The 23,291-nt window shown below is 71.1% G+C and carries 22 protein-coding genes; 19 read left to right on the forward strand and 3 right to left on the reverse strand.

The genetic code is table 11. The features are described from left to right. Together infB and rbfA are read left to right on the forward strand one after the other, a co-directional pair. A partial coding sequence (infB, locus tag IF188_RS19610; protein WP_191173499.1) for a translation initiation factor IF-2 occupies positions 1 to 2,429 on the forward strand: 2,429 nt, incomplete at its 5' end. A 65-nt stretch (positions 2,430 to 2,494) separates the two neighbouring features. Beyond that, complete coding sequence (gene rbfA / locus IF188_RS19615) at positions 2,495 to 2,929, forward strand: 30S ribosome-binding factor RbfA (protein WP_191173500.1); 435 nt, start codon at positions 2,495 to 2,497, stop codon at positions 2,927 to 2,929. Between the two features lie 3 nt (positions 2,930 to 2,932). Here the strand turns inward: rbfA and IF188_RS19620 are convergent, their stop codons facing one another. Beyond that, positions 2,933 to 3,799, reverse strand: coding sequence for an A/G-specific adenine glycosylase (locus IF188_RS19620; RefSeq protein WP_191173501.1), 867 nt, complete (start codon positions 3,797 to 3,799; stop codon positions 2,933 to 2,935). A 179-nt stretch (positions 3,800 to 3,978) separates the two neighbouring features. Here IF188_RS19620 and IF188_RS19625 point away from each other — a divergent pair, with 179 nt between their 5' ends. The 11 genes from IF188_RS19625 to IF188_RS19675 all read left to right on the forward strand — a co-directional run bounded on the left by IF188_RS19625 (position 3,979) and on the right by IF188_RS19675 (position 13,050). Then, positions 3,979 to 4,605 carry a hypothetical protein gene (locus IF188_RS19625; protein WP_191173502.1) on the forward strand — a complete coding sequence of 209 codons (627 nt, stop codon included), beginning with the start codon at positions 3,979 to 3,981 and terminating at the stop codon, positions 4,603 to 4,605. 43 nt (positions 4,606 to 4,648) lie between these two features. After that, on the forward strand, positions 4,649 to 5,323 hold the full coding sequence (locus tag IF188_RS19630) for a nucleoside/nucleotide kinase family protein (RefSeq protein WP_191173503.1): 675 nt from the start codon (positions 4,649 to 4,651) through the stop codon (positions 5,321 to 5,323). Further along, entirely contained in the window at positions 5,323 to 6,240 is a 918-nt protein-coding gene (truB, locus tag IF188_RS19635) for a tRNA pseudouridine(55) synthase TruB (RefSeq protein WP_191173504.1), read from the forward strand. The genes IF188_RS19630 and truB overlap by 1 nt, the downstream gene beginning before the upstream one ends. Further along, positions 6,237 to 6,605, forward strand: a complete 369-nt coding sequence (locus IF188_RS19640) for a hypothetical protein (RefSeq protein WP_191173505.1) — start codon at positions 6,237 to 6,239, stop codon at positions 6,603 to 6,605. Before truB ends, IF188_RS19640 begins: the two co-directional genes overlap by 4 nt. Positions 6,606 to 6,660: 55 nt before the next feature. Beyond that, positions 6,661 to 7,104 carry a hypothetical protein gene (locus IF188_RS19645; RefSeq protein ID WP_224752196.1) on the forward strand — a complete coding sequence of 148 codons (444 nt, stop codon included), beginning with the start codon at positions 6,661 to 6,663 and terminating at the stop codon, positions 7,102 to 7,104. After that, positions 7,101 to 8,132 carry a bifunctional riboflavin kinase/FAD synthetase gene (locus IF188_RS19650; protein ID WP_191173506.1) on the forward strand — a complete coding sequence of 344 codons (1,032 nt, stop codon included), beginning with the start codon at positions 7,101 to 7,103 and terminating at the stop codon, positions 8,130 to 8,132. The genes IF188_RS19645 and IF188_RS19650 overlap by 4 nt, the downstream gene beginning before the upstream one ends. A gap of 46 nt (positions 8,133 to 8,178) precedes the next feature. Next, on the forward strand, positions 8,179 to 8,559 hold the full coding sequence (locus IF188_RS19655; protein ID WP_191173507.1) for a hypothetical protein: 381 nt from the start codon (positions 8,179 to 8,181) through the stop codon (positions 8,557 to 8,559). A gap of 110 nt (positions 8,560 to 8,669) precedes the next feature. Further along, positions 8,670 to 9,614: a sugar-binding transcriptional regulator gene (locus IF188_RS19660; protein WP_191173508.1), complete on the forward strand. Its 945-nt coding sequence runs from the start codon at positions 8,670 to 8,672 to the stop codon at positions 9,612 to 9,614. A 62-nt stretch (positions 9,615 to 9,676) separates the two neighbouring features. Next, positions 9,677 to 10,684 (forward strand): deoxyribose-phosphate aldolase, encoded by a 1,008-nt coding sequence (gene deoC / locus IF188_RS19665; protein WP_191173509.1) that lies wholly within the window; start codon positions 9,677 to 9,679, stop codon positions 10,682 to 10,684. A 15-nt stretch (positions 10,685 to 10,699) separates the two neighbouring features. Next, positions 10,700 to 12,190 (forward strand): aldehyde dehydrogenase family protein, encoded by a 1,491-nt coding sequence (locus IF188_RS19670; RefSeq protein WP_191173510.1) that lies wholly within the window; start codon positions 10,700 to 10,702, stop codon positions 12,188 to 12,190. Further along, complete coding sequence (locus IF188_RS19675) at positions 12,187 to 13,050, forward strand: aldehyde dehydrogenase family protein (RefSeq protein ID WP_191173511.1); 864 nt, start codon at positions 12,187 to 12,189, stop codon at positions 13,048 to 13,050. Before IF188_RS19670 ends, IF188_RS19675 begins: the two co-directional genes overlap by 4 nt. A gap of 186 nt (positions 13,051 to 13,236) precedes the next feature. Here the strand turns inward: IF188_RS19675 and IF188_RS19680 are convergent, their stop codons facing one another. Next, positions 13,237 to 13,953, reverse strand: coding sequence for an NRDE family protein (locus IF188_RS19680; RefSeq protein ID WP_191173512.1), 717 nt, complete (start codon positions 13,951 to 13,953; stop codon positions 13,237 to 13,239). Between the two features lie 64 nt (positions 13,954 to 14,017). Here IF188_RS19680 and coaBC point away from each other — a divergent pair, with 64 nt between their 5' ends. The 6 genes from coaBC (at position 14,018) to IF188_RS19710 (ending at position 21,831) form a co-directional block, all read left to right on the forward strand. Then, a complete protein-coding gene (coaBC, locus tag IF188_RS19685; protein WP_191173513.1) occupies positions 14,018 to 15,256 on the forward strand; it encodes a bifunctional phosphopantothenoylcysteine decarboxylase/phosphopantothenate--cysteine ligase CoaBC in 1,239 nt (412 codons plus the stop codon). Between the two features lie 78 nt (positions 15,257 to 15,334). Then, a complete protein-coding gene (locus tag IF188_RS19690; RefSeq protein ID WP_191173514.1) occupies positions 15,335 to 16,231 on the forward strand; it encodes a glycerophosphodiester phosphodiesterase in 897 nt (298 codons plus the stop codon). Between the two features lie 246 nt (positions 16,232 to 16,477). After that, a complete protein-coding gene (locus tag IF188_RS19695; protein ID WP_224752197.1) occupies positions 16,478 to 17,134 on the forward strand; it encodes a hypothetical protein in 657 nt (218 codons plus the stop codon). A gap of 252 nt (positions 17,135 to 17,386) precedes the next feature. Then, positions 17,387 to 19,540, forward strand: coding sequence for a DEAD/DEAH box helicase (locus tag IF188_RS19700; protein WP_191173516.1), 2,154 nt, complete (start codon positions 17,387 to 17,389; stop codon positions 19,538 to 19,540). A gap of 61 nt (positions 19,541 to 19,601) precedes the next feature. Next, positions 19,602 to 20,690 (forward strand): hypothetical protein, encoded by a 1,089-nt coding sequence (locus IF188_RS19705; RefSeq protein WP_191173517.1) that lies wholly within the window; start codon positions 19,602 to 19,604, stop codon positions 20,688 to 20,690. 112 nt (positions 20,691 to 20,802) lie between these two features. After that, positions 20,803 to 21,831, forward strand: a complete 1,029-nt coding sequence (locus IF188_RS19710; protein WP_191173518.1) for an ATP-dependent 6-phosphofructokinase — start codon at positions 20,803 to 20,805, stop codon at positions 21,829 to 21,831. A gap of 330 nt (positions 21,832 to 22,161) precedes the next feature. Here the strand turns inward: IF188_RS19710 and IF188_RS19715 are convergent, their stop codons facing one another. Continuing rightward, on the reverse strand, positions 22,162 to 23,052 hold the full coding sequence (locus IF188_RS19715) for an endonuclease domain-containing protein (protein WP_191173519.1): 891 nt from the start codon (positions 23,050 to 23,052) through the stop codon (positions 22,162 to 22,164). Positions 23,053 to 23,291 lie beyond the last annotated feature (239 nt).

The following is a 23,291-nucleotide window of genomic DNA, read 5'->3' on the forward strand; positions in this document are numbered from 1 at the left end:
CCGCCGCGGCGGCACCGGCCGCTCCGGCGGCCCCGGGCGCCAAGCCCGGTGCGCCCAAGCCCGGCCCCGCCGGTGCGACGCCGCAGGCGCCGCGTCCCGGTGGCACGCCGCGTCCCGGCAACAACCCGTTCGCGTCGTCGCAGGGCATGGGCCAGCGTCCCGCCGGTCCGCGTCCGGGCAACAACCCGTTCGCGTCGTCGCAGGGCATGGGCCAGCGCCCGACCCCCGGCAACATCCCGCGTCCGCAGGCTCCTCGCCCCGGCTCCCCGCGTCCCGGCGCTCCGCGCCCGGGCGGTGCGGGTCGTCCCGGCGGCGGCGGTCGTCCCGGCGCTCCCTTCCAGCAGCGTCCCGGCGGTCCCGGTCGTCCCGGCGGCGCCGGCGGCTTCCAGCGTCCCGGCGGTGCGCCCGGTGCGGGTGCGCCCGGCGGCTTCGCCGGTCGTCCCGGCGGTGGCGGCGGTCGTGGCCGTGGCCCCGGCGGTGGTACCGCAGGCGCTTTCGGCAAGGGCGGCGGCAAGTCGAAGCAGCGCAAGTCGCGTCGCGCGAAGCGGCAGGAATTCGAGATGCGGTCGGCGCCGGTCGTCGGCGGCGTCAACGTCCAGAAGGGCAACGGCGAGATCATCCGCATGCGCCGTGGCGCGTCGATCGCGGACTTCGCCGACAAGCTCGAGGCCCTGCGCGGCTACACCGTGCAGCCCGGCACGCTCGTGACGATCCTCTTCAACCTCGGCGAGATGGCCACGGCCACCGAGTCGCTGGACGAGGCGACGTTCGAGGTGCTCGGCGCCGAGCTCGGCTACAAGATCCAGATGGTCTCGCCCGAGGATGAGGACAAGGAGCTCCTCGAGGGCTTCGGTCTCGACCTCGAGGCCGAACTGGAGGCGGAGAACGAGGATGACCTCGAGATCCGTCCTCCCGTGGTCACCGTCATGGGCCACGTCGACCACGGTAAGACGCGACTGCTCGACGCGATCCGTCAGACCAACGTGGTCGCGGGCGAAGCCGGCGGCATCACGCAGCACATCGGTGCGTACCAGGTGTGGACCGAGCACGACGGCATCGAGCGCGCGATCACCTTCATCGACACCCCGGGTCACGAGGCGTTCACCGCCATGCGTGCCCGTGGTGCGCAGGTCACCGACATCGCGATCCTCGTGGTCGCGGCCGACGACGGCATCATGCCGCAGACGGTGGAGGCCCTGAACCACGCCCAGGCGGCGAACGTGCCGATCGTGGTCGCGGTGAACAAGGTCGACAAGCCCGAGGCCAACCCCGCCAAGGTGCGTCAGCAGCTGACCGAGTACGGACTGGTCGCCGAGGAGTACGGCGGCGACGTCATGTTCGTCGACGTGTCGGCCCGTCAGGGCACCGGCATCCAGGATCTGCTCGACGCGGTGCTGCTCACCGCGGACGCGGGCCTGGACCTCACGGCCAACCCGAACAAGGATGCGCGCGGTGTCGCGATCGAGGCGAAGCTCGACAAGGGCCGCGGCTCTGTCGCCACGGTGCTCATCCAGTCCGGAACGCTGCGCGTCGGCGACGCGATCGTCGCGGGCACGGCCTACGGCCGCGTGCGCGCCATGATCGACGAGAACGGCGACCCGGTCGAAGAGGCCTACCCGTCGCGCCCGGTCCAGGTGCAGGGTCTGAACTCCGTGCCTCGCGCCGGTGACACGTTCATCGTGACCGAGGAGGACCGCACGGCCCGCCAGATCGCCGAGAAGCGTGAAGCGGCCGAGCGCAACGCCCAGCTGGCCAAGGCCCGCAAGCGCATCTCGCTCGAGGACTTCACCCGCGCTCTCGAAGAGGGCAAGGTCGAGTCGCTCAACCTCATCATCAAGGGCGACGTGTCGGGTGCCGTCGAGGCGCTCGAAGAGTCGCTCCTCAAGATCGAGGTCGACGACTCGGTGCAGCTGCGGATCATCCACCGCGGCGTCGGTGCGATCACCGAGTCCGACATCAACCTGGCGACGATCGACAACGCGATCGTCATCGGCTTCAACGTCCGTCCCGACACGAAGGCGCGCGAGCGCGCAGCCCGCGAGGGTGTGGATGTCCGGTTCTACTCGGTCATCTACAACGCGATCGACGACGTCGAGCAGTCGCTCAAGGGCCTGCTCAAGCCGGAGTACGAAGAGGTCCAGTCGGGCGTGGCCGAGATCCGCGAGGTGTTCCGCTCCTCGAAGTTCGGCAACATCGCCGGTGTCATCGTCCGCTCGGGCACGATCACGCGCAACGCCAAGGCGCGCGTCATCCGCGACGGCGTGGTCATCGCCGATGGCCTGGCCATCGAGTCGCTGCGTCGCTTCAAGGACGACGTCACCGAGGTGCGCACCGACTACGAAGCCGGTATCGGCCTCGGCAAGTACAACGACATCCAGGTGGGCGACGAGATCGAGACCACCGAGATGGTCGAGAAGCCGCGCGGCTGAGTCCGCGTTCTGATTCCGGATGCCTGGGCCCCAGGCATCCGGAATCATCCCCTTAAGGAGCAATCATGGCCAGCGAACGTCAGGCACGCCTCGGCGACCGCATCCGCGTGATCCTCGCCGAGCGCCTCGAGAAGGGGCTGCGCGACCCGCGGCTCGGCTTCGTGACCATCACCGACGTCCGTGTGACCGGTGACCTGCAGCACGCCTCGGTGTTCTACACCGTGCTCGGCACGCCCGAAGAGCGCGAGGCCTCGGCGAAGGCGCTCAAGTCGGCGACCGGGATGCTGCGCTCCGAGGTCGGCAAGCACCTCAATGTGCGACTCACGCCGAGCCTGGAGTTCATCGCCGACGCCATCCCCGAGAACGCGGTGCATATCGAGGACCTGCTGCGCGAAGCGCGCGAGCGCGACGAGTCCGTCGCGGGTCTCGCGGCCGGCGCCACGTACGCCGGCGACGCAGACCCGTACGTCAAGCCGCGCGAGCTCGACGCCGAGGACTGATCCCTAGCGGGGGAGGCGCAGCATCCCGTCGGACGCCTCGGCGAGCCCGTCCGCGATGAGCGAGTCGATCGCGCGGTCGCGCTGCAGCGCATCGGACCAGTCGGGCACGACGTCGACCAGCGGGATCGCGTGGTCGGCGGCATCCCTCAGCAGCTTCAGCACCGCACCGCGCGCCTGACGGTCGCTGCCCTCGTAACGCGCCTGCTTGCGACGTTCGTCGCCGGTGTCGGGGCGCCCCGCGGCGAGCCAGGCGCAGCGGTCCCGCAGCGGGCAGATCTCGCACCGCGGCGACCGGGCGGTGCAGACGGTCGCACCGAGCTCCATCGTGGCGGCGTTCACGACCGCCGACGTCGCGACATCGACGGGAAGCACCGCCGCCATCGCGTCGAGGTCGCGCCGCGAGGGCGGGCCGGGCTGCGAACGGCCGTCGATCGCGCGCGCGAGCACGCGCCGCGTGTTCGTGTCGACGACGGGATGCCGGTCGCCGTAGGCGAAGACGGCCACGGCCCGCGCGGTGTAGTCGCCGATCCCGGTGAGGGCGAGCAGCGCATCGACATCGTGCGGCACCTCGCCGGCGTGGCGGTCGCGGATCTCGACGGCAGCACGGTGCAGCCACAGCGCGCGACGCGGGTAGCCCAGGTTCGCCCACTTCCGCACCGCGTCGGCGGGAGCGGCCGCGGCCAGCGCGGTGGGCGTCGGCCAGCGTTCGAGCCACGCCTCCAGATGCGGGATGACCCGGTTCACGGGCGTCTGCTGCAGCATGAACTCGCTGACGAGCACGCCCCAGGCGCCGAATCCCGGGCGGCGCCACGGCAGGTCGCGGGCGTTCTCGCGGTACCACGCGACGAGCGGAGTCGCGAGATCGGGCATGGGATCCAGCCTAAGCGGCGTGCCGGACGCCGGTGGCCGGACGACGACCACTCGCGTCACGACCCTGTCACGTCACGACACCCGTCACGTCACGACCTCGTCACGATCGGAGGACTGACCGTCGCGGTCCCGCGCGGCCGGCTCTAAGTTGCGAAGAGGGCAACCGTGAGGAGAGACATATGCGTGTCCGGGCATCCATCGCCGTCCTGCTGCTGTCGGCTGCGGCGCTGACCGCGTGCGCGACGTCGGGCGGGTCCTCGCCGACCACGTCGGGCACCGCCTCGGCGTCCGCTGAGCAGACTCCGACGGACACCCCGACTCCGAGCCCGACGATCGACTCCGACGACCCGTCGACGTGGATCATCACCGAAGACGGCATGGGGCCGATCGCGCTCGGCGATCCATTCCCCGAAGCGCTCGCGCTGATGCCGGAGGGCACGAGGAACGACACCACGAACTGCGCCTGGACCGCGTGGTGGAATGCGCCGGACCAGTCGTACCAGGTGTTCGCGGCACGGGCCTCGGACAGCGCGGACGACGGCCCCGTGATCAACGTCTCGACCGATTCGTGGAGCGACCCGGCCGTCGCCGACGGGCCCCGGACTGCCGAAGGCATCGGCGTCGGCTCGACGGTCGACGAGGTGCGCGCCGCGTACCCCGCCGCGATCGAGATGCCCGACTCGATCGGTCCCGACATCGTGTACCTCAAGGTCGGCCGCATCTTCTTCACCTACCGCGAGACCCCGGTCATCACGTCGATCACCGTGACGACCGCCGATGTGCCGCCGTACGAGGTCTGCGGCTGAGGCCGCGCGCGGCCGCACGGCCGCCGCGCCGTAGGCTGGGACCATGCGCCTTCCCGTCACGCCGACCACGACGCTGTGGCGAGAACTCCGCGACCGGGTGCGCCGCCGTTACGCCGCCGGCCGCGTCGTGGTGGCCGTCGACGGTCTCGACGGCGCGGGCAAGACGGTGTTCGCCGACGGGTTCGCCGAGGTCTTCGCCGAGGCGGGCGACGCGGTGTTCCGCGCGAGCATCGACGGGTTCCACCGGCCGCGCGCCGACCGGTACGCGCTCGGACGCCGCAGTCCCGAAGGGTTCTACCGCGACTCCTTCGACTACGCGACGTTCCAGCGGGTTCTGCTGGATCCGTTCCGCGACGGCGCGCAGACGGCGGGCACGACCGGGTTCCAGCTCGTTGCGTTCGACGTCTCGCGCGACGCGCCGGTCGAGTCGCAGTGGGTGACCGCCCCGCGTGATGCCGTGCTCGTGATCGACGGCATCTTCCTGCACCGCCCCGAGCTGCGCGAGCTGTGGGACTGGTCGGTCTGGCTCGACGCGCCGTTCTCGGCGACCTTCGCCCGCATGGCGATCCGCGACGGGTCCGACCCTGATCCGGACGCCCCTGCGAACGCCCGGTACCGGCAGGGGCAGCAGCTGTATCTCGACGAGGCACAGCCGCGCGAGGCGGCATCCCTCGTCGTCGACAACTCCGACCTCGCCCACCCGCGGATCGTCGCCTGATGGCCGCGCCGGGGATCCTGCTGGTCGACAAGCCGCAGGGCATCACGAGTCATGACGTCGTCGCCCGCGCCCGGCGGGCGCTCGGCACCCGCAAGATCGGCCACGCCGGAACGCTCGACCCGATGGCGACCGGCCTGCTCGTCCTCGGGGTGGAGGGGGCGACGCGTCTGCTGACGTTCGTCGTCGGACTCGACAAGACGTACGAGGCCACGATCCGCCTCGGCGTCGCGACCGACACCGACGACGCCGACGGACAGACCGTTGCGACGGTGGATGCCTCGCACCTCGGGTCCGACCGGATCGCCGAGGCCATCGCACCCCTCACCGGCCGCATCTCGCAGGTGCCGAGCACCTTCTCGGCGATCAAGGTCGACGGACGCCGCGCATACGACCTCGCCCGGGCGGGGGAGGACGTCGAGCTGAAGGCGCGGGAGGTGACGGTGTCGCGGTTCGACGTCGTGGCCGAGCGGCGTCTCTCGACGGGCTCAGGGACCGAGAGCACGGGCTCAGGGACCGTCGTCGACCTGGACGTCGTGGTCGACTGCTCCAGCGGCACCTACATCCGCTCGCTCGCCCGTGACCTGGGCGCCGCGCTCGGCGTCGGCGGGCACCTGACGGCGCTCCGTCGCACCCGCATCGGCCCGTTCGACGTGGCGCAGGCGGCAACCGTCGACGCGCTGTCCGACGCGTCGCAGCTCGCCCCTGCCGACGCCGCCGCGGCCGTGCTCGGCCGCTTCGAGGTGACCGCCGACGAGGCGCGCGATCTGCGCCACGGCAAGCGCCTCGCGGGCGCTGCCTCACGTCTGAGCGCGAACCCCGCCGCCGCGATCGACCCGGACGGCGCCCTGGTCGGCATCGTCGAGCGCCGCGGCGCCGACGTCAAGAGCGCCATGAACATGCCCGAGGAGGCCCGATGATCCTGTGGTTCACGATCGCGCAGGTGGCGGTCGCCGTCGCGGCGGGCCTGTTCTGCGTCGTCGCGGGGCTGGCCGGTCGCCGGCCGAGCGACTGGACCGTCGGCTCGCTGGCGCTGGTCGAGCTGCTGCTGATCGCGCAGGTCGTGATCGCGATCATCGCGCCCTTCGCGGGCAATCCGCCGACCGGAAGCCTGCTGGAGTTCTGGGTCTACCTCGTGTCGGCCGTGCTGCTGCCGCTCGCGGCCGTCGCTTGGGCGCTGCTGGAGCGCAGCCGGTGGAGCACCGTCATCATGGGCATAGCCGCCTTGTCGATCGCGGTCATGGTGTGGCGCATGCAGGTCATCTGGACCATCCAGCCCGCGTGACGCGGGAACCGTCCGGGGACTCGTCCTCGGACACACGGACTAAACTCAGGTGGTTATGTCGTCGCCCGCCCGCACCCGTATGACCGGCATCGGCCGTGTGCTCGTGATCGTCTACGCGATCATGGCCCTCGGTGCCACCGGTCGGTCCTTCGTCCAGATCGTCGAGCGCTTCGACGAGGCGCCGCTCGCGTACACGCTGTCGGCCGTTTCTGCCGTCGTGTACATCGTCGCGACGCTGGCGCTCGTGTTCGCCGGCCGGCCCGGCTGGTACGTCGTCGCGTGGGTCGCCATCGGTTTCGAGCTCGTGGGGGTGCTGGTCGTCGGCACGCTGAGTCTGGTGGCGCCGGAGCTGTTCGCGCACGATTCGGTGTGGTCGTTCTTCGGTCGCGGGTACGTGTTCGTGCCTCTCGTGCTGCCGTTCCTCGGCCTCTGGTGGCTCGCGAAGCACCGCCCCGGCGCCCGCCAGGCGGCGCCCGACACGGCGGCGGTGGCATCGTGATCGTCTTCCGCGACCCCGGCGAGGTGCCCGCCGGCTTCGGCCCGTCCGTCGTGGCGATCGGCAAGTTCGACGGCGTGCATTCGGGTCATCGTGCGGTGATCGATCGCGCGCGGGTGGATGCCGCCGCCGCGGGCGCGAGGGTCGTCGCAGTGACCTTCGACCGCAACCCGCTGGCGTTGCTGCGCCCCGAGATCTGCCCGCAGAGCCTCGTCGGCGTCGAGCAGAAGCTGCGTCTGCTCGCGGACGCCGGTGCGGACGCGACCCTCATGCTGACCTTCGACCGCGCCCTGGCCGACCTCGGCGCCCGGGAGTTCGTCGAGCACGTGCTGGTCGGAGCTCTGGGCGTGCGCATCGTGATGGTCGGCGCGGACTTCCGCTTCGGTCGTGGCGGCGCGGGCAACCCTGATCTGCTGCGCGAGCTCGGCCCCGAGTTCGGGTTCGAGGTGCATGTCGTCGACGATGTCCGCGCGATCGATGCCGGGCGCCGCGTGTCGTCGACGTGGGTGCGCGAGATGCTCGACGGCGGCGATGTCGCGGGCGCCGCGCGGCTGCTCGGTCGCCCGCACGCCGTGCGCGGAGAGGTCGTCCACGGCCTGAAGCGCGGCCGTGAGCTCGGCTTCCCGACCGCCAACCTGTCGGCGGACCTCGAAGGCTTCGTGCCTGCCGAAGGCGTCTACGCCGGATGGCTGGTGGATGAGGGGATGCCGGAGGCCGAGGCTGGGCCCACGCGCCCGGAGGCTCCGCGCGGCGCGCCAGCGCCGCGTGGAGGGGGCGTGGGGACCGCTCCCCGCAGCAGTGTGCGCTACCCGGCGGCGATCAGCATCGGCACCAACCCGACGTTCGACGACGTGGACGTGCGCCAGGTCGAGGCGTACGTGCTCGACGAGACGGATCTCGACCTGTACGGCCATACCGTCGAGGTCGAGTTCGTCGCGCGCATCCGGGGGATGGTGGCGTTCGAGGACGTCGACACCCTGATCGCGCAGATGACCGACGACATCGTGCGGGTCCGCCGCGAACTCGCGTGATCCGCGGGCGGTAGACCCGTGGGCGTGTCCGCCCTAGCATCGAGGCGTGCACGCACTGGGGGTGTGGGCCGCCGCGACGGCGGCCGCCGATTCTGTCAACCTGTGGGGAGCGCTCGGCTGCGCCGTCGCGTACTCCGCCTCATTGCTCGCGACGCTGGACGCCTTCGCCGACCTGATCCTCGCGCGCGGCGACTCGCCGGCGGGGCGGCTGACGCCCGGCGTCGGACTGAAGTTCGCGTCGAAGCTGGCCGCCGCGGCGATCGCCGTGGTGTCGGCGGCCATCGTCCTGGCGCTGGATGCGAACTGGTTCGCGTTCACCAGTCTCACGATCGCGTTCGTGGTCGTCGTGGGCATCGGGGTGCTCGTGCTGCTGCGGCACGCGAAGACGTCCGTCGCGGCTCCCGCACCGGCGAAGGCCGGCGGCTGACGCGCACCGCCGTCGATCGCCGCGTCGTGCTCATCTGAGCAGATTCTGTCCAGATGTTGCTACCTCGCTCGCTCCTGTGTCAGCCTTGAGAGGACGACGGAGGGAGGATCGTGGACGCCGTCGACGAACTCCTCTCGATCCGGGCCGCCGAGCTCTACTACGAAGAGAACCTGACGCAGGAAGAGATCGGTCGCAGCCTGCAGATCACGCGCTGGAAGGTCGGGCGGCTGCTCACGCAGGCGAAGGACGCGGGTTTCGTCCGCATCGAGATCCTGCACTCCCGCGCCCGTCGGCCGCAGCTCGAACGGCGCCTGCGCGAAGAGCGCGGTCTGCGGGACGCCGTCGTCGTGTCGCGCGTCGGCGTGCGCAGCGAAGACGAACTGCTGCAGCGCGTGGCGCAGGCGGCCGCCGACTACCTCACCGCGCTGCGGCCGAGCCCGAGCCTGCTCGGCGTGAGCTGGGGTCGCACGCTGTCCGAGATCGCGCACCATCTGCGCGACGGCTGGTCGGCGCACACCGATGTCGTGCAGATCAACGGCGGCGTGAGCGTCGGCCCTCGACCAGGCACGGCTGCGGCGACCGCCGTCGGCATCGCGCAGAAGGGCGGCGGCAGCGCCGCACTTCTGCCGAGCCCCGCGATCCTCGAGCATCGCGCGACGAAAGACGCCATCGAGGCCGACCGCGTCGTGGCGCGCGTGCTCGAACGCGCGAGATCCACCGACGCGTACCTGTTCAGCGCGGGAGCAGCCGATCACGGCTCGGTGCACGTCGACAGCGGCTACCTCACCGCGGCCGACATCGACCGTCTGGTCGCGGCGGGCGCCGTCGGCGACGTCGTGGGGCGTTACATCGACGCGACGGGCCGCATCGTCGACGCCGATCTCGACGCCCGCACCGTCGGCCTGTCGCTGGACGACCTTCGCGGCGCCGATGTCGCGATCGCCGCGATCGCCGGTGCGTCCAAGCATGCCGTCGCGTCCGCCGTCGTGGCGTCGGGGCTGTGCACCGTGCTCGTCACCGACGAGTCGACAGCCCAGAGCCTGCTCGACGGCTGAGGCCCGGCATCCATTCTTCTTCTCCGCGCGCGAGCGCATTCCATTCGAAAGGCAGGTCCGATATGTCAGGCACCTCGATCGTGACGCTGCCCGAGAGGGCTCTCGAGCTCCTCGGCGGCGAGCCGGACGACACGACCCTGCGCCGGTACCTCCACGGGCTCCCGGGCGTCGATGCGGTGGGCCTCGAGCAGCGCGCTGCCGGGCTCGGCACGCGTTCGATCAAGACCTCGTCCAAGGCATGGGCGCTCGACAGGATCATCCAGCTGATCGATCTGACGACGCTCGAAGGCGCCGACACCCCCGGAAAAGTGCGATCGCTCGTCGCGAAGGCGCTGAATCCGGATGCCTCCGACCAGACCACGCCGCGGGTCGCCGCCGTCTGCGTCTACGGCGACATGGTGCCGTACGCCGTCGAGGCGCTCGGCTCGGCGCACGGCGACCCCGACGAGGGCGGCGTGAACGTCGCGGCCGTCGCGACGGCGTTCCCGAGCGGGCGCGCATCGCTCGACATCAAGCTCGCCGACACCGCCGAGGCCGTCGCGCACGGCGCCGATGAGATCGACATGGTGATCGATCGCGGCGCGTTCCTCGCGGGGCGGTACGGCCAGGTGTTCGACCAGATCGCGCGCGTGAAGCAGGCGTGCCGCCGCGAGGACGGCACGTCCGCGTCGCTCAAGGTGATCCTCGAGACCGGCGAGCTCAACACGTACGACAACATCAAGCGGGCGTCGTGGCTTGCGATCCTCGCCGGAGGCGACTTCATCAAGACGTCGACCGGCAAGGTCTCGCCGGCGGCGACGCTGCCCGTGACGCTGCTCATGCTCGAGGTCGTGCGGGATTGGCACCGTGCCACCGGCGAGAAGATCGGCGTCAAGCCGGCGGGCGGGATCCGCACCTCGAAGGACGCGATCAAGTACCTCGTGACCGTCGCCGAGACGGTGGGCGAGGAGTGGCTGCAGCCGCACCTGTTCCGCTACGGCGCGTCGAGCCTGCTGAACGACGTGCTGCTGCAGCGCCACAAGCTGAAGACCGGGCACTACTCCGGCGCCGACTACGTGACGATCGACTGAAACAGGGACGACGACATGAGCTTCCTCGAATACGCACCCGCCCCCGAGTCGCGGGCGATCCTCAGCCTCAAGCCCGAGTACGGGCTGTTCATCGACGGCGAGTTCCGCGCCGGCTCCGGCGATCCGTTCGTCACGATCTCGCCCGCGGACGAGTCGACCATCGCGACGATCTCGACCGCGACCGAGGCCGACGTCGACGTCGCGGTGGCCGCCGCACGTCGTGCCTTCGACAAGACGTGGTCGAAGATGAGCGGCCGTGACCGCGGCAAGTACCTCTTCCGCATCGCTCGGCTCGTGCAGGAGCGAGCCCGCGAGCTCGCGGTGGCCGAGAGCCTCGACAACGGCAAGCCGATCAAGGAATCCCGTGACGTCGACGTGCCGTTGGTCGCCGCGTGGTTCTTCTACTACGCCGGGTGGGCCGACAAGCTGGACTATGCCGGCCTCGGCGCCGACCCGCGCCCCCTGGGCGTCGCCGGCCAGGTCATCCCGTGGAACTTCCCGCTGTTGATGCTCGCGTGGAAGATCGCTCCCGCGCTGGCCGCCGGCAACACGGTCGTGCTGAAGCCCGCCGAGACGACGCCGCTGTCGGCGCTCATCTTCGCCGAGATCCTGCAGCAGGCCGACCTGCCCCCGGGCGTCGTCAACATCGTGACCGGAGCCGGTGCCACCGGCGCCGCTCTGGTGCGGCATCCCGACGTGAACAAGGTGGCGTTCACCGGCTCGACGGCCGTCGGACGCGAGATCGCCAAGGCCGTCGCCGGCACCGACAAGAAGCTGACGCTCGAGCTCGGCGGCAAGGCCGCCAACATCGTGTTCGAGGATGCGCCCATCGACCAGGCCATCGAGGGCATCGTCAACGGCATCTTCTTCAACCAGGGCCACGTGTGCTGCGCGGGCAGCCGCCTGCTCGTGCAGGAGTCGATCCACGACGAGGTCGTCGACCGCCTCAAGGACCGCCTGTCGACGCTGCGCCTCGGCGACCCGCTCGACAAGAACACCGATATCGGCGCCATCAACTCGCGCGAGCAGCTCGACCGCATCCGCGAGCTCAGCAAGGTCGGCGAAGAGGAGGGCGCCGAGCGCTGGAGCGCCCCGTGCGTCATCCCCGACAACGGCTTCTGGTTCGCCCCGACGATCTTCACCAACGTGCAGGCGTCGCACCGCATCGCCCGTGACGAGATCTTCGGCCCCGTGCTGTCGGTGCTCACCTTCCGGACGCCCGCCGAGGCGATCGAGAAGGCCAACAACACGCCCTACGGCCTGTCGGCGGGCGTGTGGTCCGATAAGGGCTCCCGCATCCTCGCCGTCGCCGACCGCCTGCGCGCCGGCGTCGTGTGGGCGAACACGTTCAACCGGTTCGACCCGTCGTCGCCGTTCGGCGGCTACAAGGAGTCCGGCTACGGCCGTGAGGGCGGTCGCCACGGCCTGGCCGCGTACCTGAAGGGCGCTTCGGCGGCACCCCGCGCCGTCGAAGCGCGCGCCGCGAAGAAGGAGGTGGGCAAGTGAGCAAGCGCCTCACCGTCCCCAAGACGTACAAGCTGTTCATCGGCGGCGCGTTCCCGCGCAGCGAATCCGGCCGCACGTACGAGGTCGTCTCGCCGAAGGGCGAATTCCTCGCGAACGCCGCGCTCGCGTCGCGCAAGGACGCGAGGGATGCCGTCGTCGCCGCCCGCGGCGCCGTCAAGGGCTGGTCGGGCGCGACGGCCTACAACCGCGGCCAGGTGCTGTACCGGGTCGCCGAGATCCTCGAGGGGCGCCGCGCGCAGTTCGTGGACGAGATCGTGCAGCAGACCGGCGTCTCGGCCGCCGTCGCCGCCGCCGAGGTCGACGAGGCCATCGACCGCTGGGTCTGGTACGCCGGCTGGTGCGACAAGTTCGGCCAGGTCGCCGGCAACGGCAACCCGGTCGCCGGCCCGTACTTCAACATCTCTGTGCCCGAGCCGACCGGTGTCGTGGGCGTGATCGCCCCGCAGGACACCGCACTCGTCGGACTCGTCTCGGCCATCGCGCCTGCGCTCGTCACCGGCAACTCGGTGATCGTGGTGGCCTCGCAGCGCTACCCGCTGTCGGCCATCAGCCTCGCTGAGGTGCTGGCGACCAGCGACGTGCCCGGGGGAGTGGTCAACGTCCTCACCGGGTCGCCCGCCGAGATCGCGCCGTGGCTCGCGTCGCACCCCGAGGTGCACGCGCTCGACCTCGTCGGGGCCGGTGAGCTCGACTGGATCGATCTGCAGATCGCCGCGGCAGAGACCCTCACTCGTGTGCTTCCTCCCGAGAACGGAGTGGATGCCGCCGCCCCGAGTCTCGCCCGCATCTCCGCGTTCACCGAGACGAAGACGGTCTGGCACACGAAGTCGCTCGTGTAGCGGGCCACCGTCGGCTCTTCATGCTCCGCAGTCACTTCTCGTTCGTTGTACCCCGCACCTCCCGCAGAAACTGACTGCGGAGCCCCACGGTTCTCGTCCTGCTCCGCAGTCACGTTTCGTTCCCACGACCCCGCACACCCCGCGGAAGGTGACTGCGGAACGGGGGCGGGGCGCTGGATGCGGCTGTCAGTCGAGGTGCAGGCCGCCCCAGCGGCCGGGCTCGGCGAGCTCGCCGTAGTGGACGTCGACGTCGTGCGCCGAGACCGTGGCCACGCACGCGAGCAGCGACAGGGTCGGGTAGCCGTAGGGGCGGTTGTCGCGGATGATCGCGTCGTCGTCGGTCGGTGCCAGCTCGGCCGAACGGGCGAGCACCTCGACCCACGGCATCCACCACTTCCCTTCGGCCGCAGGCGGCGTCGCCTGGAACTCGCCGAGCCAGCGGGCGATACGGGGCGTCGCCGGGTCGTCGACATCGTCGTGCGCGATCATGTGCGTGCCGGGGGCGAGCTCCACCGTGCGCAGGGACTCGCCGTCCCACATGCGCACCCGCGTGCGGCCGCCGTCGACTTCGACGAGGTTGAAGCCGTGCGTCGGCGGCTCGTCGCCGGGCAGATGCCCGGCGACGGCATCCAGCACGAGCCCGCCGCGGGACACGAGCTCGGACTCGGGCCGCATGTCGACATCCGCCCTGTTGAGCAGCACGGCGAGGCGCCCGGCCGCCGGATCCGCCGCGAGCCAGGCTCCGCCCGCGCGCACATCGCGCACGCCCACGACGCCGTGGTGCGCCTCGGGCCACCAGCGGCCCAGAGGGTTCCACGGGCGCGCCGGATCCTCGTCGCGCACCGCCAGCACACGTGTCGGCTCATCGGCTGATTCCGGGACGCGGATGACGACGGTGCACATACGGGCTCCTCAGGCGTTTCGGGTGGGCGAGCCGCGTGTCGTGCGGTCGTGCCAAGATCGGAGGGTGTTCGTCGTGGTCGGGGTCACGGGCGGGATCGCCGCCTACAAGACGGTGCAGCTCGTGCGCCTGCTGGTGAAGGCGGGGCACGACGTCCACGTCGTCCCGACGGACGACGCGCTGCGGTTCGTGGGGCTCCCGACGTGGGAGGCGATCAGCCGCCACCCCGTGACGACCTCCGTCCACGACGACGTCGCACGCGTGCGTCACGTCTCGCTCGGTCAATCGGCCGACCTCGTGATCGTGGCGCCCGCGACGGCGAACACGCTGGCGAAGATGACCGCGGGCATCGCGGAGGATCTCCTCGGAACGACCCTACTCGCCACCACGGCACCGGTCGTCGTGGCGCCGGCGATGCACACCGAGATGTGGCGGCACCCCGCGACCGTCCACAACATGGCCGTGCTGCGGGAGCGCGGCGTGATCGTCGTGGGCCCCGAGGACGGCGAGCTCACCGGCGGTGACAGCGGTCCGGGGCGGATGTCGGAGCCCGAGGTCGTGTTCGACGCCGCGCTGGCGGCCGTCGGTGCCGGTGCCCCGACCGATCTCGCGGGGTTGCAGGTCGTGGTGAGCGCGGGCGGCACGCGCGAGCCGATCGACCCGGTGCGGTTCATCGGCAACCGGTCCAGCGGGCGCCAGGGAGTCGCCGTGGCCCTTGCCGCGGCGGACCGAGGCGCCGACGTCGTGCTCGTCGCGGCGCACGTCGACGAGGGTGTGCTGGCCGAGGCATCCACTCGCCCGTCCGTGCGGATCGTCGGCGCCGGCACCGCCGTCGAGCTCGGCGCCGTCATGGCGGTCGAGGCGGAGAGCGCCGACGTGGTCGTCATGGCCGCGGCCGTCGCGGACTATCGCGTCGCCGAGGTCTCGCCGCGCAAGCGGACGAAAGAGGCCGCGCCCGAAGGCGGCATCACGCTCGATCTCGTCGAGAACCCCGACATCCTCGCGGGCCTCGTGCGCAGCCGTCGCCACGGCCAGACGATCGTCGGCTTCGCGGCCGAGACGCCCGGCGAGGGCGAGACGCTGCTCGACCGCGGGCGCCGCAAGGCCGCGCGCAAGGGCACCGATCTGCTCGCGGTGAACGAGGTGGGCTGGACGCGCGGCTTCGAGTCCGCGGACAACGCCGTGACCGTCATCGACGCTGCGGGAGAGGTCGTCGCGGCGCGTCGCGGCAGCAAGCGAGACGTCGCCGAGGCGCTGTGGGACGCGGTGCTCGTGGTGCGCGAATCTCGCGCAAATCCAAAGTAACGAAAGTGTAACGGCGCATGTAGAGTGGTCCGCACCACGTCGACGAGGACGTGGCGCAAGACCCGGAGGACATGCCCGATGCCCGATTCCGCGGTATCCGATCGCGCCCGCGACCGGATCCACGCCCTGTCCGTCATGTGCGTGCTCGCCGTCGCGAGCATCGTCATCGCCTTCCTCGGCGCGACACCCGCGCGGGTGAGCTCGAGAGAGCTGCTCGGCGACGCGCGCACGCCCGGCGACGCCGCGTTCATCGCGAGCCATCGCGGGGGAGCGGCCACCGCACCCGAGAACACGCTGCCGGCGATCTCGGCCGCGCTCGCGAGTGGGTTCGACTACGTCGAGGTCGATGTCGCGCTGACCGCCGACAGATTCCCCGTGCTCATGCACGACGCGACCGTCGATCGCACCACGAATGGTCATGGCCGCCTCTCGGCCCTCACACTCGCCGAGGTGCGCGCGCTCGATGCGGGCGCGTGGTTCGACAAGGAGTACGCCGGAACCCCGGTGCCCACCCTCTCCGAGTTCCTCGACACGCTCGCCGGCGCGAAGGGCAGGGCGATCGTCGAGCTGAAGGGACGATGGGATGCCGCAGCCGTGGACGCCGCCGTCGCCGAGGTCGCCGCGCGCGGCCTGGAGAGCCGGATCGCCTTCGCGAGCTTCGACGCGCGCACCCTCGCGCTCGCGGCGAGCGGGTCGGGAGTGCTGTCGCGGCTCCTCATCCTCAAGCAGCTGCCGGCGGACGTCGTGAGCGCCGTCACCGAGGCCGGCGCACGCGGCGTCGTCGTCAGCCGCAAGGCGGTGCTCGCGCGGCCCGGGATCGTGGACGAGCTTCATGCGGCGGGCGCCCGCGTCGTCGTGTACACGCTCAACCGCGACACCCAGTGGGACGCGGTGACGGCGCTCGGCGTCGACGGCATCGTGACGGACGATCCGCACACGCTGTCGGAGTGGCAGAGCGCGTACGCCGGCCCGTGACTCCGCCGCGCCGAGCATGCCCGGTCCTCGCCGAGCATGCCCAGTCCTCGCCGAGCATGCCCGGTCCTCGCCGAGCATGCCCGGTGCGGGCGCGGCCAATCGGGCATGGTCGCGGTGAATCGGGCATGGTCGCGGCGGGTGAGGCATGGTCGCGCCGGGTGAGGCAAGGTGGCGGCGTGGGTGGCGGCATCCACGCGTCTTCGTCGTTAGGCTCGCAGACGGGGCGATGACAAGACGGAGGGCGTGATGACGGGACGGATCAGGATGCCGCGACTCGCGGTCGGCGTCGCCGCGCTGCTGCTCGTCGCCGGCGCCGCCACCGGCTGCCGTCCCGAGCCGGGACCGACCGGGACCTCGACGCCCGTCGACACGCCGTCGAGCTCGCCGACGCTGCAGATCAAGACGCCCACGCCCGACCCGTCGGTCTCGCCGACCGACAAGCCGCAGGCCGGGTTCGAGATCCCGCAGGCGTGCGAAGAGATCTATTCCGCCGCGATGCTGGCCCAGCTGCAGTCGGCCAACCCGCCGCTCAACGACCCGGGCGTGACGATGCTGTCCACCGAGAACGCCGACCTGCTCGAGATCGTCCACGGCGGCGCGACGACGCTGCGCTGCTCGTGGGGCAAGCCCAGCGAGTACGGCCTCGCGACCAATGTCACCGTGATCGACGGGCAGCAGGCCGCCGACCTTCCGCCGGTGCTGCAGGCCGCGGGGTTCGGCTGCGAGCCGCTCGGCGGTGGGACGGTGTGCCGCATCGAGCAGTCCGGCGTCACCCTCGACGACGTCCCCTACAGCCGTGGCGAGACGCATTACGTCGGAGACGGCGCACTGGTCACCACGGCGTGGATCAACTTCGCACCGGAGGGGTACACCGAAGACGTCGTGGCGACGCTCTGGGACTGAACCGGCGTGTCTGTGCAGTTGGTCCTCACGCCGGACGGGCGTCTTCCCCTAGAATGGACGGCGGGGAAGTTCTGAGGCGACGTCGCAGCTCGCAGAAGCGAGTGCCCGTGACCGCCCGAGTGCGACCCTGATCCCGCGTTCGCGACCCATTCCGCCGTTCGACGGAGCGCGCGCCCTCCGCGGGAACACGCAGCACCATCGGTGTCATCCGATCCGCCGGTCGAGAATCCGGCACTCACGCTCAGGAGGAGCATGCCGACCACGGCACCCGCCCAGGCGGCGCAGCGTCGCCGCAAGACCTCGTCCTCGCGCCGCGACGACGAGGCCCCCATCATCCCGATCCTCGCCCGCAAGGTGCGCGAGGTCGAGGCGAAGGCCCAGCGCGGCAAGCTCGGGCCCACCAACCGCGTCAAGTTCCAGGTCATCGCGTTCCTGGTGCGCGAGGAGCGCGCCCGCGTGAAGGGCGACACGGCGCTCACCGACGCCGCCCGCGCCGAGCTGCTGAAGCGCCTCGACGGCGTGGCGACCATTCTCGCCAAGACCGCTGCGCGCGACACCTCCCTCATCCAGCTGCTCGAGGTCGACCAGGCCACCTCTCCCGTCGCGCGCCGCATGCGCCGCGACTGGCTGCTCGAATCCGGGGCCGAGCTCGCCCCGGACGAGCTCATCATCACCGACGTCGCCCCGGTCGCCGCGACCGTCGTGCCGGCTGCGCTCGCCGAGCGCCAGGTCGTGCCGCCGCAGGTCGAGGCTCGTCGCGAGGCGAACCCGTTCCTCGCGCCCGACCTCACGATGCGCGTCCCCAAGCAGACACCGCGCCGCCGCCTCGACAGCTGGGAGCTCATGGGCCCGCTGTACAAGGCGTTCGAGACCGGCGCCGGCGGCGGCAGCGCCACGATGGACCTTCCGCCCGTCCCCGAGTTCGACCGCCTCTCGCCGCGCGGGCTCGAGGTCATGCCGCATCAGTCGCGGTTCCTCGAAGCCGTGCGCGCCGGGCACCGCACGTTCCTGCTCGCCGACGAGCCGGGCCTCGGCAAGACGGCCGAGTCCGTGCTGGCGGCATCCGTCGCCGATGCGTACCCACTGCTGGCCGTCGTGCCCAACGTCGTGAAGATGAACTGGGCGCGCGAGGTCGAGCGGTGGACGCCGCAGCGCCGTGCGACCGTCATCCAGGGCGACGGCGAGGCCATCGACGCCTTCGCCGACGTGTTCATCGTCAACTACGAGATCCTCGACCGCCACCTGTCGTGGCTGAGCTCGATCGGCCTCAAGGGCCTCGTCGTCGACGAGGCGCATTTCATCAAGAACCTGACGTCGCAGCGATCGCAGAACGTGCTGGCTCTCGCGAACCGCATCCGCGAGCAGGTGCCGAACCCGCTGCTGCTCGCCCTCACCGGAACGCCGCTCATCAACGACGTCGAGGACTTCGACGCGATCTGGCGCTTCCTCGGCTGGACGAACGGCGAGAAGCCGGGTCCGGTCCTGATGGACAAGCTCGACGAGACCGGGCTGACTCCGGCCGACAAGGCGTTCTACCCCGAGGCCCGCGACGCGGTCATCTCGATGGGCATCGTGCGCCGTCGCAAGAAGGACGTCGCGACCGACCTGCCCGACAAGCTCATCGCCGACCTGCCCGTCGAGCTGGACGACGAGTTCGGCCGCTCGATCCGTCAGGCCGAGCGCGAGCTCGGCGAGCGTCTGGCGGCCAAGTACCGCCGCATCATCGAGGCGCGCGGCGACCGGGGCCTCGCCCCCGGCGAGATCGACGACGACATCGTGCGACTGGTCGCCCACAACGAGCTCGAAGAGTCCAAGGCGGCGGGCACCGGCTCCGAGAACGTGTTCACGATGGTCCGCAAGATCGGCCAGGCCAAGGCGGTCCTTGCGGCCGACTACGCCGTGCAGCTGCAGCGCTCGGTCGGCAAGGTCGTGTTCTTCGCCAAGCACATCGATGTCATGGACGCCGCCGAGGCGCACTTCGCTGCGGCCGGCCTCAAGACGGTGTCGCTACGCGGCGACCAGGCCGCGACCGCCCGCCAGCAGGCGATCGACGCGTTCAACAACGACCCCGAGGTCGGCATCGCGGTCTGTTCGCTGACCGCCGCCGGCGTGGGCGTGAACATGCAGGCCTCGTCGAACGTCGTGCTCGCCGAGCTGTCGTGGACGGCCGCCGAGCAGACGCAGGCGATCGACCGCGTGCACCGCATCGGCCAGGACGAGCCGGTCACCGCGTGGCGCATCATCGCCGCGCACACGATCGACACCAAGATCGCCGAGCTCATCGACTCGAAGCAGGGTCTCGCCGCGCGCGCGCTCGACGGCGAGGCTGTCGACCCGCAGTCGAGCGACTCGGTGCAGCTCTCGGCGCTCATGCACCTGCTGCGTCAGGCGCTCGGCGGGGCGTAGGGTACGCGGGCTGCCCAGGCGGAATCGCAGCACGTCGGGCGTCACTCGCTAGGGTGACGGAGTGACGACCGACGGGGGCGGCCTGCAGGCGGGACCGCGCTGGCGCCGCCTGTGCCTGGAGTACGTCCTGGCGTGCGCGCGCGATGGGTCCGAGGGCGGGCAGGATGCCGTCAGCGCCGTGTTCTGGGCCGAGCACCGACTCGATCCGCATCCGGGGAGCATCATCCGATTCGGTGATGGGGCGGATCACGCGGCACCCGATCCTGTCGTGCTTCCGCATGAGGCCGCCTCGGCGCTGGCGCGCGTACGGCTGGTCGAGCCGACCTGGACGCTGCTGCGCGATTCGCTCGGCGCGTCGGTCGACGCCGCCAAGTACTGGCAGGAGCCGGACGGCCGCGACGTCCTCGCGGCCACGGCAGAGCTGCGGCCCGTGCTGGCCCGCGCGAGTGCCGTGATCCGTTCAGCCCCGGACGCGGACTGGTGGGGCTCGGTCGCACCTCTCGGCGACCAGTGGGCTGCGCCGTGGGGGCCGGCGGGCCACACAGGGTCGACCGGGTCGACCGCCGAAGAACTCGAGCGATGGCTCGCCGCCACGCTCGCCGACGAGGAAAGCGCGGCGCGCGAACGCCCGCGCGATCCGCGCGCCATGTGGAGCGGCGAATGGTGGTCGACACCGCCACCTGCGCTCATCCGCACGACGCGGTCCCTCGGATCCGACGGGCCAGCGGCTCTGTGGTGGGTCGAGGATTCGCTCGGGCGCGATGAGGCAGCCGCGACGCCGGTGGACGCGCATCCCGCCCGGGTCGTCGAGATCGACGGGCCGGAGGACTGGGCGGACCTGTGCCGGCGGCATCCACTCGACGTCACCGCGTCGCGACGGCACGACTGGTACCGCGTCACCGGGCGAGAGGGGCGCTGGGTCATTCCGGACTGGACGGCGGTGGCCGCCGAAGCGGACGGGGTGCACCTCACGGTGCGCGGATACCTCTCGGCGGCCACGCGGCTCATCGACGTCGACGGCGACGCGGCGTCGGTGCTCGCGGGCTGGAACCCCGACGAGACGTACTGGTTCCGCGGCATCGCGGCGCGACCGGCCGACGCGCAGCGGTGGCGGCGCGGAGCCGACGGCGAGTGGGGGCCCGCGTCCTGAGCGGCCTGCCGCATGCCCGGCCGACGCGTGTGGCAGGTCGCGGCATCCGGCACTAAGGTCGGGGGAGGCAGCGTCGCCGACTCTCTTCACCCGACAGCGAGGAACACAGCACATGAAGATCGGCATCCTGACGAGCGGCGGCGATTGCCCCGGGCTCAACGCGGTCATCCGCGGGGTCGTGCTCAAGGGCACGACGACGTATGACCTCGAGTTCGTCGGCATCCGCGACGGGTGGCGCGGAGTCGTCGACGGCGACTTCTTCCCGCTGACACGTCACGAGGTGAAGGGCCTGTCGAAGGTCGGCGGCACGATCCTCGGCACTTCGCGCACGAACCCGTACGAGGGTCCCCGCGGTGGCGCCGAGAACATCGCCAAGACCATGTACGGCCACCGTCTCGACGGCATCATCGCGATCGGCGGCGAGGGCACGCTGGCGGCGGCCAACCGGCTCGCCAACGACGGCATCAACGTGCTCGGCGTCCCGAAGACCATCGACAACGACCTGCGGGCCACCGACTACTCGTTCGGCTTCGACACCGCCGTCAACATCGCCACCGACGCGATGGACCGCCTGCGCACGACCGGCGACTCCCACCAGCGGTGCATGGTCGCCGAGGTGATGGGCCGCCACGTCGGCTGGATCGCCCTGCACGCCGGCATGGCCGCCGGCGCCCACGCGATCTGCATCCCCGAGGTGCCGATGTCGATCGACGAGATCGCCGACCTCGTGACCAAGGCCCATGACCGCGGCCGCGCGCCGCTCGTCGTCGTGTCCGAGGGCTTCACGCTCACGGGCATGGACGAGGCCTACAGCGACAAGGGCCTCGACGCCTTCAACCGTCCGCGCCTCGGCGGCATCAGTGAGATCCTCGCGCCCGAGATCGAGCGGATCACCGGCATCGAGACCCGCTCCACGGTGCTCGGCCACATCCAGCGCGGCGGATCGCCGTCGGGCTTCGACCGCGTTCTCGCCACCCGCCTCGGCCTCCACGCCGCAGACGCCGTCGTCGACGGCGCCTGGGGCCAGATGGTCGCCATGCGCGGCACCGACATCGTCCGCGTCCCCTTCGCCGACGCCCTCGGCGAGCTCAACACGGTGCCCCTCTACCGCTACGAAGAGGCCGCGGCGCTCTTCGGCTGACCGGCGGCCCTCGCTTCGCGAGATCAGGAGATCTCGCCGACACAGGCTGCTTCCGGCCGGCTTGAACCCGCCGGCCGGCGGCAGCCTCGCTTCGCGATATCAGGAGATCTCGCCGACACAGGCTGCTTCCGGCCGGATCGTCCTGCGTACGCGAGATCTCCTGATCTGGGGGGAGGACGGGATGCCGCAGTCTGCAGCATCCGGTCGGCTCTGTTCCGCGACCAGCGAGGCGGCTGTTTGCGAGATCTCCTGATCTCGCCGACACAGGCTGCTTCCGGCCGGATCGTCCTGTGTAGGCGAGATCTCCTGATCTGGGAGAGGCCGGGCCTATCAGCGGAGAGCGAGTACGGGGCGCCGGTGAGCGTTCTGCGCCATGGCCGTCAGGATCGTCTCCAGCACCTGCTCCCACTGGAAGAGCACCTGGTAGTAGTCGAACCGGAGTACCGTGTATCCGCGCAGCGCCAGGCGTGCGTCGGCCTCGATGTCGCGACGACGATCGGTCGCGTCGCTGTGGTGGGCGAAGCCGTCGAGTTGGATGGCGAGAGAATCGCCGATGAGCCCGTCGACGGGATGCCCGTCGATCCACACCTGTTGCTGGACGGTCACACCCGCGCGGCGCATTCCGTCGACGAGCGCGGTCTCCAGGCCGGAGTCCGACAGCGATGACGCAACGGCGGCGAGGGCAGCGGCTGCAGTGCTGCGCCAGGCGACACGCGCGAGCACCTCGGGCGCGACCGACTTCTTGCGCACCGCGGACTCCCACACGGCGAGGGCGTCAGGGCGGTTGAGGCACTGGGCGACATGGAAGAGCACGTTCAGCACCGGATCATCGGTCGTGTTCTTCGCGGTGGGCGCGGGCCCGTTGCCCCAATGGATGCGTATCGCGTCCTTCGGGATCCGCGATGCCGTGCCCGCGACCGCGACGTGGATCCTCTCGTCCACCGCGGACGCAGGAACCCAGAAGCCCCGCAGGGCCGCCGCACTGATGCACGTGACTCGGCCGCTGACCGACGCTGCCGCCACCCGCCGCTTGTCGCAGTCCGGCGCGATCAGCCAGGACCGACGGACTCGCGTGAGCAGTCCCACCGCGACGGCGCCTGCGATGTCGTGACCGGTGAAACCCGCGGCGCGGATGTCGGAGCTGTGGGCCACGCCATTGTGCGCGTGGATCCAGGTGAGCAGTTCCGCGCGGCGCGCTGCGGAGTTGTCGGGTGCAGGCATGCCGTCATCGTCGCGGATGGCCGTCCATGCGGACGCGGTGCGGACTCCGATTGTGGAAAGCTGCCGCGGGCGCCTCGGCTGTGGAGGGGAGCCGCGGCCAGCTGCATCCATCCGCCCTCAGCCTCCTGCACTCGCCACCCGCCGCTGAGATCAGGAGATCTGGCGAAGACAGGCCGTTTTCTCACTCATCGTCCTGCCTCCGCGAGATCTCCTGATCTCAGAAAGGCGGGAGGCGCAGA

The sequence above is a fragment of the Microbacterium helvum genome, from assembly GCF_014779795.1.
In the GTDB taxonomy this organism is placed as follows: Bacteria; Actinomycetota; Actinomycetes; order Actinomycetales; family Microbacteriaceae; genus Microbacterium; species Microbacterium helvum.